Genomic DNA, 19,419 nt, shown 5'->3' with positions numbered 1-19,419 from the left:
ATATAATTAAAAGAGTGTTTTCGAGGAGTGTTCTGATAATTTATAATGTTATATTTAAGATTGTTGTGTCTTTAGTAATATTTTTATACTTATAATGCCTTAAATACAATTATGCTTGTTAAATTTGTAAGATTCTTATTAACCAGGAAAATTTAAATATTATGAAGAGAAAATTCTGGGGTATTAAACCTACTGCCGGAGTATTATTCGCATTTGCTTCCTCAACATTTCTGACAAACTATGTACAGGCACAACAGACTGTTGCTGCTAAAGTAGAGAATGTTACCCAGCAACAACTGAGAATAGTAGATGCAAAAAAAATTAATGCTACAACCATCGAGATTACATTCTCGAACCAACAAAAAGCTTTACTGGATTTCTATGGGGACAATATCTTCCGATTATTCCAGGACAACAGTGGAAAAGGGATGCGTAATCCGGAGGCCAAACCAGAGGCTAAAATATTAGTCAGCAACCCAAGAAAAGCTGTAACCAAGCTTAATATTGCTCAGGATAATAACCAACTGAGTATTACAACAGACAAAGTACAGGTAGTTTTCGATAAGAATACCTCTCTTTTTAAACTTATCAATCTGCAGACAAAAGCCGTAGTTGTTGAAGAAGCAGAGCCATTAAACTTTGAGAAAAACAAAACAAGTCTTACACTAAAGGAAAATCCACAGGAATATTTCTATGGTGGCGGTGTTCAGAACGGACGTTTTTCTCATAAAGGAAAGGCTATTGCTATTGAAAACCAGAACAGTTGGACAGATGGTGGAGTAGCTTCTCCAACACCTTTCTATTGGTCTTCTAAAGGCTATGGAATGATGTGGTATACCTTCAAGAAAGGGAAATACGATTTCGGGGCAAAGGAGAAAGGTAAAGTTTCTCTGTCTCATGATGATAATTATCTGGACTTATTCCTTATGGTAAACGATGGTCCGGTTGCTTTGCTTAACGATTTCTATCAGCTTACAGGTAATCCGGTTTTATTACCAAAGTTTGGTTTCTATGAAGGGCACCTTAATGCTTATAACAGAGATTACTGGAAAGAGGACGAAAAAGGAATTCTTTTCGAAGATGGAAAGCGTTATAAAGAAAGCCAGAAAGAAAACGGTGGTATCAAAGAATCTTTGAATGGTGAAAAAAATAATTATCAGTTCTCTGCACGGGCTGTTGTAGACCGTTACAAAAATAATGATATGCCATTAGGATGGGTATTACCTAATGATGGCTACGGTGCAGGCTATGGACAGACAGAAACACTGGATGGTAACATTAAAAACCTGAAGGAGTTTGGAGATTATGCCCGTAAAAATGGTGTTGAAATAGGTTTGTGGACGCAATCCGATCTTCATCCGAAAGAAGGAATAAGTGCATTATTACAAAGGGATATCATTAAAGAAGTAAGGGATGCCGGAGTACGTGTTCTAAAGACGGATGTAGCATGGGTAGGAGATGGTTATTCATTTGGACTGAATGGCGTTTCAGACGTGGGTAATATTATGCCTAAATATGGTAATGATGCCAGACCATTTATTATATCATTAGATGGTTGGGCAGGAACCCAGCGTTATGCAGGGATCTGGTCCGGGGATCAGACAGGTGGTGTTTGGGAATATATCCGTTTCCATATTCCGACTTATATTGGATCTGGATTATCCGGACAGCCGAATATTACATCCGATATGGATGGTATTTTCGGAGGAAAGAAGCCTATTATTAATACCAGAGATTTCCAGTGGAAAGCATTCACACCAATGCAGCTGAATATGGATGGCTGGGGTTCCAATGAGAAATATCCGCATGCTTTAGGAGAAACAGCAACTTCCATTAACCGTAATTATCTGAAACTAAAGTCAGAGCTTCTTCCATATTCTTATAGTATTGCAAAAGAAGCCGTAAATGGTCTGCCTATGATCAGAGCAATGTTCCTGGAAGAACAAAATGCATATACTCAGGGGAAAATGACGCAGTACCAGTTTATGTATGGGCCAGCATTCCTCGTTGCTCCTATTTACCAGGAAACTAAAACTGATGATAAAGGCAACGATATAAGAAACGGAATATACCTGCCAAAAGGACAATGGGTAGATTACCTTACCGGGGAGCAGTATGATGGCGGGCAAATCATTAATAGCATTGATAGTCCGATTTGGAAGCTTCCGGTATTTGTAAAACGTGGAGCAATTATTCCGTTGGCTAATCCGAATAATAATGTATCAGAAATCAATAGAAATCTTCGTATTTATGAAGTATATCCTTTGGGTAAAACTTCATTTACAGAATATGATGACGATGGAGTATCCGAGCAGTATAAAGCTGGTAAAGGAGCATCAACAATTATTGAATCTAATCTGGTTAAAGATAAAGCTGTTGTAACCGTATTTCCTGCAAAAGGAAATTTTGACGGACAGACAAAAGAGAAAGCTACTGAATTTAGAATCAGCGTTACTGCAAAGCCTGAAAATATTATAGCTAAAGTTGGAAATAAAAAGGTGAAACTTAAAGAAGTTACTTCATTAGCAGAGTTTGAAGCACAGGAAAATGTATACTATTACAACGAAAAGCCTAACTTCAATAGATTCTCAACTAAAGGAACTGAGTTTGAAAAAGTTCAGATTATAAAAAATCCACAGGTTTGGGTAAAAACGGCTAAAGCAGATATCACGAATCAAAAAGTATCTTTAGAACTTGAAGGTTACAAATTTGATCCTGAAAATCATCTGAAAATAACATCTGGCTCACTTACAGCTCCGAAAAATGTACAGATTACAGACAAAAACCTGGAAGCTTACACCGTAAAGCCTACCTGGGATAAAGTTCCGAATGCAGATTACTACGAAATAGACTTCAACGGACTGAAATATTCCACAATAAAAGATATCGAACTTCTGTTTGAGGGTCTGACTGCCGAAACGGATTATACATTCAAAGTAAGAGCGGTAAATAAAGACGGAGCTTCTGACTGGACTTCGTTTGCTGCCAAAACAAAATCAAATCCTTTAGAATTTGCCATTAAAGGAATATCCGGATCAACATCTGTAGATGCACAGGAAGGTTTTGAAGTTTATAAATTGTTCGATGAGGAAGAAGGCAATATGTGGCATACAAAATATAGAGTGAAAGCAGTTCCTTTCGATCTTGTAGTAGATCTTAAATCTATTAATCAGTTAGATAAATTCCAGTTATTACCGCGTAACGATGGACGAAACGGGCTGATTAAGAAAGGTAAAGTTTCTTACAGTATGGATAAACAAACCTGGACAGATGCGGGAACATTTGAATGGAAAGATGATTTTGATCCTAAAGAATTTACCTTTACATCTCATCCGACAGCAAGATATGTGAAAATTTCTGTGGAACAAGCTATAGGAGATTATGGAACAGGCCGTGAGTTATATGTATTCAAAGTACCGGGAACAGAAAGCTATTTGCCGGGGGACATTAACAATGATAAGTTAATTGACCGAAATGATCTTACTTCATATACCAATTATACCGGACTGAGAAAAGGAGATGCAGATTTTGAAGGTTATGTAAGTAACGGTGATGTTAATAAGAATAATCTTATCGATGCTTATGATATATCTGTTGTTGCGACACAATTAGATGGAGGTGTAGATGAAGCAAAGATTGAAAAGGTATCCGGGAAATTGGAAATAACAACACCTAAGCAGAATTATAACAAAGACGAGATTGTTGAAGTGACTGTAAAAGGAACTAATCTAAAGTCTGTAAATGCACTAAGTTTTGCATTGCCTTATAATGCTCAGGATTATGAATTTGTAGGAATCCAAACGCTAGATACCAAGAAGATGGAGAACCTTACAAATGACAGACTGCATTCCAACAGAGAGAAGGTATTGTATCCTACCTTTGTTAATCTTGGAAAGCAGGAAGCCCTTAATGGTAGCAATAATTTGTTTATCATTAAGTTCAAAGCAAAAAAGAACCTGAAGTTTAATCTAAAGTCACAGCAAGGAATCCTTGTAGACAAAGATCTGAATTCAGTAAATTTTTAAAATATCAGGGATAAGTATCTGAATAAATGACCGGAATTTTTCCGGTCATTTTTATTTCTGTAAGCATTTGTATTGTAAAACAGAATGCTGCTGTTTTAGGGCCTGTTAAATAGAAGTGATTAAAGAGTTCTTTGTAATCTTTAAAATCATTTGAAAATTTATCTATAACTATATAAATTCATACTTTATAACTCACAACTAATTAGTATTTTTGACGAATGATGATTAAAGCGAAAAATATATATAAATCTTACGGTTCATTAGATGTATTAAAAGGAGTGAATATCGAGATTCCGGATGCAGAAATTGTCTCTATTGTAGGAGAATCTGGTGCAGGTAAATCTACTTTGTTACAAATTCTGGGTACATTGGATTCACCATCTAATACGTCTGTTAATGATACTGAAATATTACTGAATGGTAAATCTTTTCTGGAAATGTCGGACAAAGAGCTATCCAGATTCCGTAATAGAAATATAGGTTTCGTATTCCAGTTTCATCAGCTTCTGCCTGAATTTACAGCATTAGAAAATGTACTATTGCCGGTAAGAATTTCGGATAAACCAAATCCGAATGCCTTGGAAAAAGCACATGAACTTTTTGATGAACTGAAAATAGCACACAGAATTCATCATAAACCAAAAGAACTTTCCGGAGGAGAAGCACAACGTGTTGCTGTGGCAAGAGCGTTAATTAATGATCCGAAAATTATCTTTGCAGACGAGCCTACAGGAAACCTGGATTCTAAAAATGCAGACAGTCTTCATCAGTTATTCTTTGATCTTAGAGATAAATACAACCAAACATTCGTTATTGTAACCCATAACCAGGGGCTTGCTGAAAGTACTGACCGTAAATTGGTGATGAAGGATGGCCAGATTGTGGACGGATTCTAAGAATGAAGAAATATATATATCTTTTTCTTTTTGGAGTTATTGCCATCGCATTGGTATCAAATACCAGCTTTGATAAATCCACAGTTAGGGGCAGTGACTCTAACAACAGAACAGAAGAAATAAGAAAATTTGCTTCGGAAAATGGCTACAATGAAAAATTGGCATTTTTTGTAGATTTCTCTCTTACTTCCAATAAATACAGATTTTTTGTTATTGATTTAAACTCAGGAAAAACTCTGGAGAAAGGTATGGTCGCACATGGCTCGGGATCAGAGAGTGGTAAAATAAACGGAAAGCTTAAATTCAGTAATACCGATGGCTCTTACTGTTCCTCGGTCGGAAAATATGTGATAAAGAACAGTTATAACGGAGACTTTGGTAAAGCATACAGGCTTATTGGTATGGATAATACAAATAGTAATGCTTTAAGTCGTGCTATTGTACTGCATAGATATTCAAAAGTTCCTGACAGTGAAACAATAAATCCTATTGTACTTAGTTTAGGATGTCCAATGGTTTCAGATTCATTTTTTAGTACTTTAGAGAAATATATTGATTCTTCGGAGAAGAATATTGTTTTGTATATCTATGTATAGTTACTATGAATAAAAAAATACTGCTTAAGGCTTTTGAATGGAGTCTTGTAATATTTGTCTCTTTTTACATGGGGATATATGGTGCATCAAAATATATCCAGTTTGATACTATAAAACATTATAATGGAGAAGTTTCAGAAATGTCTGGACATCAGGTTATGTGGGCCTTTTATGGTTATAATATAGCATATCCTGTTATCATTGGTGTTTTTGAAATAATAGGAGCAGCTTGCCTTTTATTTTACAGGACTAGAATCTTCGGAGCAATTCTGCTATCGGCTATTCTTTTCAATATTATTCTACAGGATTATTTCTATGGGATAGTAGCATTGGGAACTGCTATGTTTTTCCAGCTTATTATTTTTATTATACTGTATATAAATAAGCAACGGGTTATTAGCTTGGCGAAAAATCTGTTTTCTGGTACTCAGAATAAAACAGAATATTCTAGAAAAGATAAAATCAGCATATTAGTAGGTATTTTTGTTATGGTTGTTTTGCTCGTTCTGCTGAAAAGCTCACTCCATATATAAAAGTTTTTAGAAGAATATATTCTTTTTAAATTTAATACTGAGAGGCTATGAGGACAAGTATTCTGAAAACCAGCCGTCCTGAACTGGAAGATATTGTACAGTATTTTATTTTCTTTAGATCTGAAGGTAAAGAGAGGATTAATTATACAACTTTTCCTAATACAAATCTTTGCTTATCTATCTACAAAAAGAATAAGGTAATCCTTGAGCAAAGGAATAAGACAAGATATATATCTACATTAGAGGGTAATGAAACGTATGTAAGCTTTATTTCCGGATTTTACGAATCAAGCCTGCATGTAGATATTAATGCTAAACTCGATGAAATCTGTCTTATTTTTCATCCGGCAGCACTCCGTAAGTTTACAAAAGTCTCTTATAATGAGCTGCTGAGTAGTAATAAGGTTTTTGATTTACTATTTAAGGGTTGTGATCCTTGCTTTTTGGAGAAGTTGTTTGAAAATGAAAATGATTATGCAAGACAATATATGCTCGAGAGTTTGTTGCTGAGAAGTATAGTTGATAATTCTAAAACAGACAGGATAAAAGAGACTTTATTTCATATCAGCAATAATAAAGAAATCAGAATAGGGGATCTTGCGAAGAAGTTATCTGTAAACGAATCAACTTTGTACCGTTTATTTATTGATCAGGTAGGACAAAGCCCTAAAGCATTTTTAAGAACTATTAGATTTAGAAATGTATTAGACAAGCTGATTGACCATAATAGAAATAAATTTTCAGAGCTTGCATACAATCATAATTATGCAGATCAATCACATCTTATAAAAGATTTTAAAGAAATTACAGGCGAAACTCCGGGGCAGCTGAAAAAGAAAACTAAATTTCAGCAGGAAGAATTAGCCTGGATTTATACAGAAGGCTAAATTGCATGATTTTTACAATTTTAAAACCTTGGTTTTAATTTTATTTGTAGTGCGAAATAACCATGAAAATGAAAACGAAAATTATTCTTGCAATTACTATTTCCCTTATTGTAAATTTATTTTACGCTCAAAATAATTGCCGATGCAGTGACGCTCTGGAAAAATTAATCACCAAGATTGAGAATGAATATCCCGGATTTGAGCAAAAGACAAAAGATAAAGTTCTCTATGATGGTTTTAAAAAGCAACTAGAGGATAATGCAGGTAATGCTACATCAGAAAACTGTATAGAAATTCTAAAAAAATATACTTCTTTCTTTAGGGACGGACATATTTGGATAAACTCTTCAATTGGTAAAAAAGAGCAACAAATTAGAGGATCAGATTTTGTGAAGATTGATATTTCTAAGTTTCAGAAATCGATAAAGCCAACAGCTAAAGGTCTCGAAGGAATATGGAAAAGCAAGTTTGTGGAGACTGGAGGTCTTGTTTACGACATAGGAATCACTAAGAAAAATAGCACTGAGTACACAGGATTTATTACCTCCTCAAGCTCTAAGTTTTGGAAACCTAATGAAGTTAAATTCAGATTGTTTCCTAACGGTAAATATGAGTATTACGCTTTAGATAAAAGTTTGAAAACCGGAAATTATGATGTATATGACAATAGCATTATATATTTCAGAGAAATGAGAGTATTCCTTGTAAAGGAAAATCCTAAAACCAAATTATTGGAAGAGCAAGTAAAAGTTAAAGTGGGAGAGCTTCGTGGTTTTGAGATAAAGCAGCTTACGGATAAAACAACCATCATAACATTACCTTCCTTTGATTATCCCTATGTTGAAATTATAAAAGATCTTATTGATAAGAACCTTTCATTACTTGAGGGTAGTAAAAATCTTATTGTTGACCTGAGAGGAAATTCTGGCGGAACGGATACTGCTTATTATAATTTGCTACCTTATATTATGACTGGATCAACCAGAAGTTTAGGAGTTGAATATTTAGCTACAAATACTTTAATAAACGGGCTGTCCGGATATATAGAATCTGTTAAAGGAAGAGAAGATAAAAAGGACGAGATAGAGATGCTCAATAAGGATATTGCCCTTCTTAAGAGTAATATGGGGAAGTTTGTGAATCTTAGCGGTAAGCCTTTTTCCGTAAATAAATTTGATATTTCTAATAAAAGTCCTGAACATGTAGCTGTTTTAGTAGATAAAAGGGTAGGAAGTGCTGCTGAAAACTTTGTAATGGCGACCAGACAAAGTAAGAAAGTGAAAATAATTGGTACAGTGACTTCCGGAGGATTAGATTATGCAGCCGCCCGTTTTTTTGATTTTGGATGCCCGGAGTATCAGTTACAGCTGCCAACTTTCAGGTCTTTAAGGTTACCGGATTATCCCGTAGATAATATTGGGCTTCAGCCGGATCTTTATCTGGATAAAAATGTTGAAGACTGGATACAGTATACAGTAGGTTATCTGGAACAATAAAGTTATTCAATATATTATTAACTTTTTTTATATTTATTAATGTATATTTTTAATTAAATTAATTTATTTTATTTGTCATATTTAATTTCTTATCTTTAACAACAACAGGATCTTAAGTATGAAAGTAAAATCCCTTGCTGAAGATGATCGGCCCCGTGAAAAATTTTTACTGAAAGGCAAAGAGGCGCTTTCGGATGCAGATTTACTGGCTATTATTATAGGATCGGGGAATATAGGAGAAAGTGTAATAGAACTTGGAAGAAGAATATTACGATCTGTAAATAACAATTGGCATCAGCTGAGTTTGCTTACAGTAAAAGATCTGATGAAGTATAAAGGGATAGGAGAGGTAAAGGCAATAACTATTGCTGCTGCACTGGAGATAGGAAGGAGAAAAGCCTTACAGGAAGTTTCTAAAAATCCGGTAATAAGCAATAGTAAAGATGCTTTCAATATATTACACCCGTATTTAGGAGATCTGCATCATGAAGAATTTTGGTGCCTGTTTCTCAACCAGAGTAACATGATTATCCATAAAGAAAAACTAACCCATGGCGGTATCGACCAATCCATTGTAGATGCCAGAATATTATTTAGTATTGCTTTGAATCATCTTGCAACAGCCATTGTCATTGCACACAATCATCCGTCTGGAAATTTGAAACCAAGCCGACAGGATATACATATCACAGAAAATATTAAAAATGCCGGTGAAATTTTGAACATAAAGCTTTTGGATCATCTTATTATTTCCCAGAATTCTTTTTTTAGTTTCAGCGACGAAGGTATTCTTTAAGCGTAAGTAATGATTTCTTATACCTAGAAAAAGATTCCTGGAAATTGAATTACTTCAATTAACTTTGTTTATGCACCAAACCAGGAATTATGAAAAAACTGCTGTTTATACTTTTTGCTGCCGGATTGTGTTCTGTCAGCATGCATTCTCAAACGTTTATCAAGAATGTTACAATTGTTGATGTTGTCAATAAGAAATTAATACCTGTCCAAACAGTTACTATTAGCAAAGATGTTATTGCTGATATACAACCGGCAGGAAAAAAAGTATTTCCTTCTAATGCTGTAGTCATAGATGGCACAGGAAAATACCTTATGCCTGGTATGACAGATGCTCACGTACATTTCTTTCAGAGCGGGGGACTCTATACAAGGCCGGATGCTTTAGATCTTAGAAAATTTGTCCCTTACAATAAGGAGATAGAGAAGGGACATCAAAATATGAAGGCTCTTTTAAATAGATATTTAAAAACGGGAATAACGAGTGTTATAGATGTAGGATCAACATATAATTTTTTGAAATTAAGAGATTCACTTTCCGAAAACAGATTATTGCCATCAGTTTATATGACTGGGCCTTTGCTTACTACATATGAGCCTCAGGTATTTATGGGGCTTAAAAATGATGAGCCTTTCAGATTGGTATCAACAATTGAAGATGCCAAAAAAGCAATCAATGAGCAATTACCATATCGTCCGGATTTTATTAAAATATGGTACATTGTTTCTTTGGGAAAAGAAGGAGTTGAAGCAGCAGCCAGAAAATATGAACCGTTGATTAAAGAAATTATTCAGGAAGCACATAAAAACAACTTAAAAGTTGCTGTACACGCTACAGAAAGAATTGCTGCGCAAATAGCTGTAGAAAACGGTTGTGATTTTCTGGTTCACAATATAGAGGATGAAGTTGTTTCCGATAGTTTTGTTCAGTTATTGAAGTCAGGAAAAGTTATTTTGTCACCTACGCTCACAGTTATGGACAATTATTATAATACATTTCGACAGAATATTAATTATAATACATACGACCTAAAGAGTTCAGACCCTGAGGCAATCGGGTCAATATATGATATAAAGCATTTATCAAATGCAGTAATACCCGTACTTAAACAAAGGTTTGATCAGCCGCAGATGAAGACTCGTATATCCCGTACTGATTCGATTCGTAAGGTTAATCTGAAAAAGCTGGCTGATGGAGGAGTTGCTATTGCTGCGGGAACCGATGCCGGAAATATTGGAACACAGCATGCATCATCTTTTCAGAATGAACTGAAAGCAATGCAGGAAAGTGGGCTGTCGATTTGGCAGGTACTGCAATCTGCAACTATCAATTCAGCTAAAATATTGAATAAAGAAATGATGTCCGGAAGTATTATAAAAGGTAAGATTGCGGATATGATCCTTTTGAATGAAGATCCTACTAAATCTCTTGAAAACCTTACTGCTATAAATAAAATTTTCAAAAATGGTAATGCATTGGATCCTGGAAGTCTGATTCCAATAACTCCTGAATTATTGGTGCAGCAACAGCTCAATGCTTATAATGCCAGAAATATCGAAGCCTTTCTGGAGCCATATTCTGATGATGTTGAGATTTATACTTTTCCAAATACTCTAATAAGTAAAGGAAAAGAAGGGATGAGAAAATCTTATACCGAGATGTTTAATAAGATGCCAGGCCTGCATTGTGAACTAAAAGGAAGAATTGTTCAGGGAAATGTAGTGATAGACAGAGAAAGTGTATCAGGAATGATAAGTAATGCAAAAGTTGAGGCCACCGCAGTTTATGAAATAAAAAACCATAAAATTATAAAGGTATACTTTATCAAGTAGGCTTTTAAAAGGGGCTGCAAATAAAATTAATTTAAAAATCGAAAAATTAAAACCATTTATTTCAAATAATTTGTAATTTTGCACCCTGTTTTCGTATTCGAAATTGTTAATTTCATATTACGGAGCAATTGTAAAACTTAAAATATAAACAATTATATGAACCCTAAATTCAAAGCCCATCCTTGGCATGGTATCAGTGTTGGAGAGAAAGCTCCGGAAATTGTAAATGTTTTCGTAGAGATCGTACCTTCTGATACTATTAAATATGAAGTAGATAAAGAAACTGGTTACCTGAAAGTAGACAGACCACAGAAGTTTTCTAATATCATTCCTGCTTTATATGGTTTCGTTCCACAGACTTACTGTGAGGATGCTGTAAAGGATTTGGCTGTTGCGAATGGTTCTGTAGACGTTAAAGAAGGAGATCACGATCCATTGGATATTTGTGTTCTAAGCAGCCATAACATCAATGGTGGAGGTATGATTTTAGAAGCTATTCCAATCGGAGGTTTTAAAATGATTGATAAAGGAGAGGCTGATGATAAAATCATCGCTGTATTAGTAGATGACCAGGTTTATGGTCACATGAGAGATATCTCCGATCTTCCGGTAGCTGAAGTTAACCGTTTGAAGCATTATTTCCTTTCGTATAAAAACTTACCAACTGAGCCAGCTGTAGTAAGAATCGATGACGTATATGGAGCTGAGCACGCAAAAAAAGTTATAGAAGCATCTATAAAAGATTATAACCAACATTACGGAGAATAATCTTAAGATAATAAAAAAGATAAAAGCGCTTCTATTTACTTAGAGGCGCTTTTTTTGTTTAACAGTATAAAATAATATTAACAAAGGAAAAATTAGAATCAAAGAATCCTGAAAAACTTTTGATTTCGTCTAGCTTTTTTTTATTTTTGAGGTATGGAAAACTTTATAGTATCTGCACGTAAATATCGCCCATTAGAATTTGATACCGTTGTTGGGCAATCCCACATTACAGATACTCTGGAGCATGCTATAGATAACAATCAGTTAGCACAGGCACTTCTTTTCTGCGGACCGCGTGGTGTAGGTAAAACTACATGTGCACGTATTCTTGCCAGAAAAATTAATGAAAAATCAGGAGCTTCGGATGATACAGGATTTGCATTTAATATTTATGAATTAGATGCAGCATCAAATAATTCTGTAGACGATATCCGGGAACTGATTGATCAGGTTCGCTTTGCTCCTCAGGTTGGGAAATATAAAGTATATATTATCGACGAGGTGCACATGCTGTCCACTGCAGCATTCAATGCTTTTCTTAAAACATTGGAAGAACCGCCTGCGCATGCTATTTTTATCTTGGCAACTACCGAAAAGCATAAGATAATTCCAACGATTTTATCAAGATGTCAGATTTATGATTTTAAAAGAATTCAGATAGAAGATATCCAGAGTCATTTACGCAAGATAGCAGAGAAAGAAGGTATTCAGTATGAAGACGATGCTCTGTTTCTGGTAGCCCAAAAGGCAGATGGTGCTTTACGAGATGCTCTTTCCATTTTCGACCGCCTTACAACTTTTACACAAAGAAATATTACACTTGCCAAGGCGGCAGAAACACTGAATATATTAGATTACGATTACTATCTGCAAATTGCAGATTTCGCAAAGTCTAACGATATTCCTGGAATTCTTTCCAAACTTAATGAGATCGTAAATAAAGGATTTGATCCACATATTTTTATCGGAGGACTGGGAAGCCACTTCCGTGATTTGATGATGGCGCAGAACCCTAATACAATTAATCTTATAGAAGTAGGAGAGAAAACAAAAGCTAAATATGTAGAGCAAAGTCAGAAATGGACCGCACAGGAACTTATCGATGCTTTGGAAATCTGCAATCAGGCAGATATTAACTATAAGAATTCTAAAAATCAACGTCTCACTGTTGAAATCGCTCTTATGCAATTAGCTTCACTTTCCGTAAGTGATGCCACTAAAAAAAAAAGTTTAGAATCTTAGCGCCGCTTTTAAAAGCAGCTGCTAAAGCGAACCAGGAACAAACTCAGGTTACCCAGAATCAGAAACCGGTTTCTACGGAAACAACGGCTAAACCTTCTTTATTAGATAATCCAAACAAGCCAAAAGAAGTAAAACCATTAGAAGATATTTCTTCTTTTAGTATTACTGGTTGGCTGAATAAAAAAGAGGAAGTAAAGACGGAAAAGGTAGAAGTAAAAGATAATTTACCTGCAAATCATTTTTCTGAAGTAGATTTATTGCATGAATGGAAGCAATTCCTAGATAATCTTCAAGATGATGATCCGGTGAAGTTTTCAGCCATAAAAGTCTGTAAATTACAGAAGAAGGATGAAAATAAAATTCTTATAAAAGTACCATCTGAAGCTGCTAAATCCGAGTTTGAGACCGTAAGAAAAGATTTTTTATCTGTATTTCAACGGAAAGTCAATAATTTTCATATTAAAAGTAAATACGTGGAGGATGAAACTTTGCAAAAAGAAATCATTACCAAACGAAAATTATTTGATAAATTTGCAGAAAAGAATCCAATTCTTAAGGAGCTGGACGATTTAATGAAGTTTGATTTTTCCTAAATTCTCAAATTAAATATGAATCTAAACGAAGTAAAGTCTGATTGGATATCAGAACTAGGATCACCGCTAGTAGTTGCGGGACCATGTAGCGCGGAGAGCGAGTCACAAATGCTGGAAGCAGCCAGAAGAATTAAAGAGAGCAATGCCAATGTTTCTGTATTTCGTGCGGGAATCTGGAAACCTCGTACAAAACCAAATGGTTTTGAAGGAGTAGGGGTTATTGGTCTTAACTGGCTGAAAAAAGTTAAAGAAGAGTACGGTTTTAAAACAGCAACTGAGGTAGCTAATGCAAATCACGTATTTGCAGCATTAGAAGCTGATGTAGATATCTTATGGATCGGAGCACGTTCTACTGTAAACCCTTTTACAGTTCAGGAAATTGCACAGGCACTAAGAGGTACAAACAAACCTGTACTTGTTAAAAACCCGGTTAATCCGGATCTTGCATTGTGGATCGGAGCAATGGAGAGATTATTAGGACAAGATGTTAAAAACCTTGGTGTAATTCACAGAGGTTTCTCTAATTACCAGAAAACTAAATACCGTAACGTTCCAAACTGGACAATTGCACTTGATTTTAAAAAGCAATTCCCAAATATTCCAATGATTGTAGATCCTTCTCACATCTGTGGAAACAGAACAGGTTTAGCTGCGATCTCTCAGGAAGCTCTAAACTGTGGCTATGAAGGTCTTATGATCGAAACTCACCCGAATCCGGATGAAGCATGGAGTGATGCTGCACAGCAAATTACTCCGGAAGTTTTAGCTGAACTACTGTCTAACCTGAAAACAAGAAATCAGGATATCTCCGGGTACGAAGATGAAATGGGTAAACACAGAACATTAATCAGTGATATCGACTTCCAGCTTATCAGCCTTCTTAACCAAAGAATGAAGGTGTCTGAGAAAATCGGTACATTGAAAAAAGAAAATAACATTGCGATCTTCCAACCGGACAGATGGAAAGTTATTGCTGAATATGCAGCGCAAAAAGCTGATGAAACTGGAATGTCAAGAGAATTTATCGAGAAAGTATTCAATGCTATCCACGAAGAATCTATTGATGTTCAGAATAACATTATGATTAACAAATAATTATTGCTTATGAGGGGTATTATCATAAAATCTACCGGAAGCTGGTATCAGGTTTTAGATCAAGAATCCGGAAAAATTTATGAAGCCCGAATCAGAGGCAAATTTAAATTAATAAAAACCCGACTGACCAATCCTTTGGCAGTCGGGGATTTTGTTGAGTTCTCGCTGGAACAGGACGATATTGCATGGATTACAAAGATAGAACCGCGAAAGAACTATCTGATCCGTAAGGCTGTAAACCTGTCTAAAGAAGCTCATATTATAGCTTCCAATATTGATATTGGCTGCATTCTTTTCACACTGAAAATGCCGGAAACTTCTTTAGGTTTTTTAGACCGTTTTCTGGTATGTTGTGAGGCTTATGATATAAAGCCTTTAATCCTTTTCAATAAAGCCGATTTGCTGGACCAGGAAGAACTGGAATATGCTGAAGATATTGCTACTGTATACCAGTCTATAGGTTATGATTCTCTTTTTGTTTCTTCTGTATCCGAACTGAATATGGAGAGCCTCAGAGAGATTCTAAAAGATAAAACATCTGTATTCTTCGGACACTCAGGAAGCGGGAAGTCTACTTTGGTAAATGCTTTAAACCCTGAAGTAAATCTAAAGACAGGAGATATATCCGATATTCACCTGAAAGGGAAACACACCACTACATTTGCCCAGATGCATTTCTGGCCTTTTGGCGGTCAGGTAATTGATACTCCCGGAGTTCGTGAATTTGCGATGATAGATGTTGAGAAAGAAGAAATTCAGCATTATTTCCCGGAGATATTTAGTATTTCCGAGAATTGTAAGTTCAATAATTGCCTGCATATAAACGAACCGAAATGTGCCGTTTTAGATGCATTGGAGCATGAAGAAATTCTGGAGTCCCGTTATGCTACTTACATTAAACTTATGGAAGAAGCAGAAGAACAGAACCAATAATCCTTTCTTTTAGAATTTGAAATTGTGTAGCTGGTGATAATCGGCTTTGTCAATAACCCTGTCAATACTTCCATTTTGTAGTATGGCGATTTTGTCACAGGTATGGAATAGGGTTTCTATGATATGAGAACTTACCAGAACAGCTTTGTTTTCAGATTTCAGATCCCGGATAATGTCGTACAAAACATGTACACCTTCAAAGTCAACACCATTAAATGGTTCGTCCAGAATATTAACAGGTTTGTCCAATAGTAACATCCCTATAAGGGCAAGTTTCTTTTTCATTCCGCTGGAATAATCCTGAGCAAATTTTTCTAATGGAAGTCCGAACTTTTCGGTTAAAAAATTGTATTTGGATTCTTTATCTTTAGAAAAATAACCAAGGTGTTCTTTCCCTGTAATGTATGGGTAGAAATAGTTCTCGGTTTCCAAATAAGATATGCTTTCTCTTTTTAAAGACTCATTGTGCCATTTAATAGTTCCGCTGTATTTCACATTTTGATACAGAGATTCGAACAAGGTTGTTTTTCCGGCTCCATTCTTTCCGAGAATACCAATAACAATACCTTCTTCTATATTCAGGTTAAGGTTGTTAAGGACATTCTGCGTTTTAAAACTTACATTCAGATTTTTAATTTCCAACATATTGGCTGATATTTTCTTTTGCAGATTTAATGTTATCGATAATAATTACAATGGCAGGGATAATAGTTATAGTATAGATAAAATAAGATAAAAATATTCCCATATCAAAATAATTAGCCCTCTCTTTATAGTGATAGATTTTATACTTTCTGGTTAATGCCAGTATAAGAAATAAATTCATAAACAGAATATAACATAGTAATAGCAGGCTATCTTCTCTATTCAGAATCAAAAAGCCTATATAGACAGGAAGGAATAAGAGATTGAATAATTTCATATTCTTACGGATCTTATCTTCCAGAGTGTATTTTCTAAAATACATTTCCAGCATTTCTTTATTTTCATTATCAGAATATAGCCTTGGAAACAGATCCAGAACAAACAATCCGCAGAATGTTAATGTAGAAATATGATAAGAAGATGCTATAATAACCAAGTAGATCAGAACAGCGGCAACTGTATTATTTCTCAGTAAACATTTCCACTCAAAAAGTTCATTGGGAATAAAATCCCATTTAGAATTAGCACTGATTTTTGTCTTTGGATAAAAAAATGGAAAGCTTGTAATCAGAAGTAATCCTGCTAAACCCAATATATCAGATTTATAGTGTATATTCCCAAGAAGCAAAAACAAATAGATAAATGCCGGTTCAAGGAAAATGATAAAGCGCCAGTTCTTTATAAAAGCTTTTTTTAGAAAGGGAATATCTTTTCTTCTAAAATGAAATGAGAGGACTATTAAAAAGAAGAGTAGAGGATATAGTCGGTTGTCAGGAAGTTTAAGTGCGATTAAAATACCAGCTATAATTAAAAAGGGTAAAGCAATCCTACCCTGAAAGCTGAAAATTCGAAAGCACTGACTAATTCTGAAAATAAAATGATGGAAAATTGCTTTCAAATTCTATGGTTATTGTATGGATAGACTGTTGTAACAATATTATTACAGCCCAAATTTATAAAAAATCACTTTCCATTGAATAATTTTAATAAACTTTATAATTTATAGCACCTTGTTCACTCTATATGATAATTTAGAGGATTTAATCTGAATTGAAATGAGAGAAGAATCCTATATTGGGAAGCCGTATAAGATTTTCTGGCCGGAAATTTGCTTAATGCTACCCGAATTTATAGATTCTCTGTAATGTTAATGAATATATTTTTAATAAAAATAACATTCGGAAAATAGAAATTTTGTAATTTTGTAGCATATAAAAGACACATGGCGAATCCTTTATTTTATGCAAAAATAATTTTGTTCGGAGAATACGGAATGATTGAAGATTCTCAGGGGCTCGTTGTACCTTATAGTTTCTATAAAGGAACTTTAAAGTTTTCAGAAGCTGACGCAGATTCTGAATTCGAGATCAACTCCAACAAACATTTGCAGAAATATTCAGACTTTCTTTCAGACTTAAATCTTTCCGATGATTTCAGGCTGGATATTGAAAGCTTTAAAAAGGATATTTCTAATGGTCTTTTCTTTGACTCTAATATTCCGCAAGGCTATGGAGTAGGGAGCTCAGGAGCTTTAGTAGCTGCTATTTTCGAACGCTATTCAGTGAACAAACATAATCCGGAAAATATATCGAAAGATAATCTGAAAAACCTTAAAGCTGTTTTCGGAGAAATGGAGAGTTACTTCCATGGTAAAAGTTCCGGTATGGATCCCTTAATTTGCTATATGAACCTGCCAATCCTTATTGAAAACAAGGAAAACCTGGACAGAGTTGCTTTACCAGAAGGTGAGCATGGTAAGGGAGCTGTTTTCTTAATAGATTCCGGACAGATAGGGGAAACTGGGCCAATGATTCAGATTTTCTTCGAGAAACTGAAGAATGAAGGTTTCCGCAAAACATTAAAAGATGAATTTATCCGATACAATAATGCGTGTATTGATGCGTTTTTGAAAAAAGATATGAATCCTTTTTTCAGAAACCTTAAAAAACTCTCGCACTGGGCATATGAGCATTTCAGACCAATGATTCCGGAAAATATTTTCAACGCATGGAAGAGAGGTCTGGATACCAATGCATACTACCTGAAACTTTGCGGTAGCGGAGGAGGTGGTTATATTCTTGGCTTTACCAAGGATTATGATAAAGCCGACAAAATGTTAGAAGGTTTCCAGAAGGAAGTTATCTATCGTTTCTAATAATTAAATTTTAAAATTTCAACAAGTGTGAAGAATCGTTTGCTCTCCAGATTATCTGTATTTATAGGATTTTTGCTGGGGGCAAGAGCTTTTGTCACATTTCTGCTGATTTTCGCATTATACGTTTCAACATTCTTTTTATTTAATCAGGAAGAAAGCTTAAAGAGTTTTGTTTTCGATTATAAAGTCCACGGAATTATATTTTGTAGTTTCCTCAGTATAATGGCTGGTGGTATTATCAACCAGTTCTATGACCGCGAAAAAGATAAGATAACCAAACCTTTCCGCAGCAAATTGCAAAGCTTCCTCGGGCAGAAGTATTATTTGTATGTTTATCTTACACTTAATATACTCTCTTTAGGGATTGCAGCACTTATTTCCGAAAGGGTATTTATTTTCTTTCTGATTTATCAGTTCCTGATGTGGTTCTACAGCCATAAACTAAGTAAAATTCTGATTGTAAATAATCTCACATTTGTAGGGCTCAGCCTTTATCCCTTCTTTGGTATGCTGATCTATTATCAGACTTATTCGGCACATCTTATGATGATGTCTGCATTTCTGTTCCTGATACTGCTCACTATAGATATTGTTAAAGACCTTTTAACCAGTAATGCAGACCGCATTTTTGGATATGATACCATTGCAAATAAGTTTGGTATAAAAACGGCCAAAATTGTTGCTGTTATATTGCTTATTCTCAATATTATTGTTTCTGCACTTATTATAAAAGGAAATGCTGTGCATTATCTGATGTCTTACTATTTCTGCGTAGGTATGTTTGTTCAGGTAATTGTGGTGTATTTGTTGCTCAACAGAACCAAATTTCATAGTTTTTCAGCCCTGAATCTATTACGTCTGTGGGTGTTTATTGGAATTTTATGCATGTTATCTGACGGAATTCTTACCTATCTTCACTACTAGCTT

The 19,419-nt window shown here is 34.8% G+C and carries 17 protein-coding genes; 15 read left to right on the top strand and 2 right to left on the bottom strand.

Annotated elements, in window-relative coordinates; translation table 11 throughout:
• Positions 1-161 precede the first annotated feature (161 nt).
• The 13 genes from ATE49_RS06205 to rsgA all read left to right on the top strand — a co-directional run bounded on the left by ATE49_RS06205 (position 162) and on the right by rsgA (position 15,692).
• Positions 162-4,025, top strand: a complete 3,864-nt coding sequence (locus ATE49_RS06205; protein ID WP_065081465.1) for a TIM-barrel domain-containing protein — start codon at positions 162-164, stop codon at positions 4,023-4,025.
• Between the two features lie 221 nt (positions 4,026-4,246).
• Entirely contained in the window at positions 4,247-4,921 is a 675-nt protein-coding gene (locus tag ATE49_RS06200; protein ID WP_034867548.1) for an ABC transporter ATP-binding protein, read from the top strand.
• 2 nt (positions 4,922-4,923) lie between these two features.
• Complete coding sequence (locus ATE49_RS06195) at positions 4,924-5,517, top strand: murein L,D-transpeptidase catalytic domain-containing protein (RefSeq protein ID WP_065081464.1); 594 nt, start codon at positions 4,924-4,926, stop codon at positions 5,515-5,517.
• A gap of 5 nt (positions 5,518-5,522) precedes the next feature.
• Positions 5,523-6,050, top strand: coding sequence for a hypothetical protein (locus ATE49_RS06190; RefSeq protein ID WP_065081463.1), 528 nt, complete (start codon positions 5,523-5,525; stop codon positions 6,048-6,050).
• 47 nt (positions 6,051-6,097) lie between these two features.
• Positions 6,098-6,937, top strand: coding sequence for a helix-turn-helix domain-containing protein (locus tag ATE49_RS06185; RefSeq protein ID WP_065081462.1), 840 nt, complete (start codon positions 6,098-6,100; stop codon positions 6,935-6,937).
• Positions 6,938-7,005: 68 nt separating this feature from the next.
• On the top strand, positions 7,006-8,433 hold the full coding sequence (locus ATE49_RS20530; RefSeq protein WP_260255722.1) for a S41 family peptidase: 1,428 nt from the start codon (positions 7,006-7,008) through the stop codon (positions 8,431-8,433).
• A 118-nt stretch (positions 8,434-8,551) separates the two neighbouring features.
• Positions 8,552-9,229 carry a RadC family protein gene (gene radC / locus ATE49_RS06175; protein ID WP_065081461.1) on the top strand — a complete coding sequence of 226 codons (678 nt, stop codon included), beginning with the start codon at positions 8,552-8,554 and terminating at the stop codon, positions 9,227-9,229.
• An 89-nt stretch (positions 9,230-9,318) separates the two neighbouring features.
• Positions 9,319-11,061 (top strand): amidohydrolase family protein, encoded by a 1,743-nt coding sequence (locus tag ATE49_RS06170; RefSeq protein WP_065081460.1) that lies wholly within the window; start codon positions 9,319-9,321, stop codon positions 11,059-11,061.
• Between the two features lie 156 nt (positions 11,062-11,217).
• Positions 11,218-11,829 (top strand): inorganic pyrophosphatase, encoded by a 612-nt coding sequence (locus tag ATE49_RS06165; protein WP_009084574.1) that lies wholly within the window; start codon positions 11,218-11,220, stop codon positions 11,827-11,829.
• Positions 11,830-11,982: 153 nt separating this feature from the next.
• Positions 11,983-13,071 carry a DNA polymerase III subunit gamma/tau gene (dnaX, locus tag ATE49_RS06160; RefSeq protein ID WP_065081459.1) on the top strand — a complete coding sequence of 363 codons (1,089 nt, stop codon included), beginning with the start codon at positions 11,983-11,985 and terminating at the stop codon, positions 13,069-13,071.
• A 257-nt stretch (positions 13,072-13,328) separates the two neighbouring features.
• A complete protein-coding gene (locus ATE49_RS06155; RefSeq protein WP_034867313.1) occupies positions 13,329-13,664 on the top strand; it encodes a hypothetical protein in 336 nt (111 codons plus the stop codon).
• Positions 13,665-13,679: 15 nt separating this feature from the next.
• The gene (locus ATE49_RS06150; protein WP_034867312.1) at positions 13,680-14,759 is read left to right on the top strand and encodes a chorismate mutase; all 1,080 of its coding nucleotides are present in this window, start codon (positions 13,680-13,682) and stop codon (positions 14,757-14,759) included.
• Positions 14,760-14,768: 9 nt separating this feature from the next.
• Positions 14,769-15,692: a ribosome small subunit-dependent GTPase A gene (rsgA, locus tag ATE49_RS06145; protein ID WP_024564352.1), complete on the top strand. Its 924-nt coding sequence runs from the start codon at positions 14,769-14,771 to the stop codon at positions 15,690-15,692.
• A gap of 9 nt (positions 15,693-15,701) precedes the next feature.
• On the opposite strand, the gene ATE49_RS06140 is transcribed toward rsgA, so the two are convergent.
• Complete coding sequence (locus tag ATE49_RS06140) at positions 15,702-16,337, bottom strand: ATP-binding cassette domain-containing protein (protein WP_065081458.1); 636 nt, start codon at positions 16,335-16,337, stop codon at positions 15,702-15,704.
• The gene (locus tag ATE49_RS06135) at positions 16,324-16,929 is read right to left on the bottom strand and encodes a hypothetical protein (RefSeq protein WP_260255706.1); all 606 of its coding nucleotides are present in this window, start codon (positions 16,927-16,929) and stop codon (positions 16,324-16,326) included. The genes ATE49_RS06140 and ATE49_RS06135 overlap by 14 nt, the downstream gene beginning before the upstream one ends.
• 630 nt (positions 16,930-17,559) lie before the next feature.
• Between ATE49_RS06135 and ATE49_RS06130 the strand changes: the two genes are divergently transcribed.
• A complete protein-coding gene (locus tag ATE49_RS06130) occupies positions 17,560-18,492 on the top strand; it encodes a mevalonate kinase family protein (protein ID WP_065081456.1) in 933 nt (310 codons plus the stop codon).
• 27 nt (positions 18,493-18,519) lie between these two features.
• Entirely contained in the window at positions 18,520-19,416 is an 897-nt protein-coding gene (locus tag ATE49_RS06125; RefSeq protein ID WP_065081455.1) for a UbiA family prenyltransferase, read from the top strand.
• Positions 19,417-19,419: the final 3 nt, after the last annotated feature.

The sequence above is a fragment of the Elizabethkingia miricola genome (genome assembly GCF_001675285.1).
Lineage (GTDB): Bacteria > Bacteroidota > Bacteroidia > Flavobacteriales > Weeksellaceae > Elizabethkingia > Elizabethkingia miricola.
This window is presented reverse-complemented; position numbering and strand designations above follow the sequence as displayed.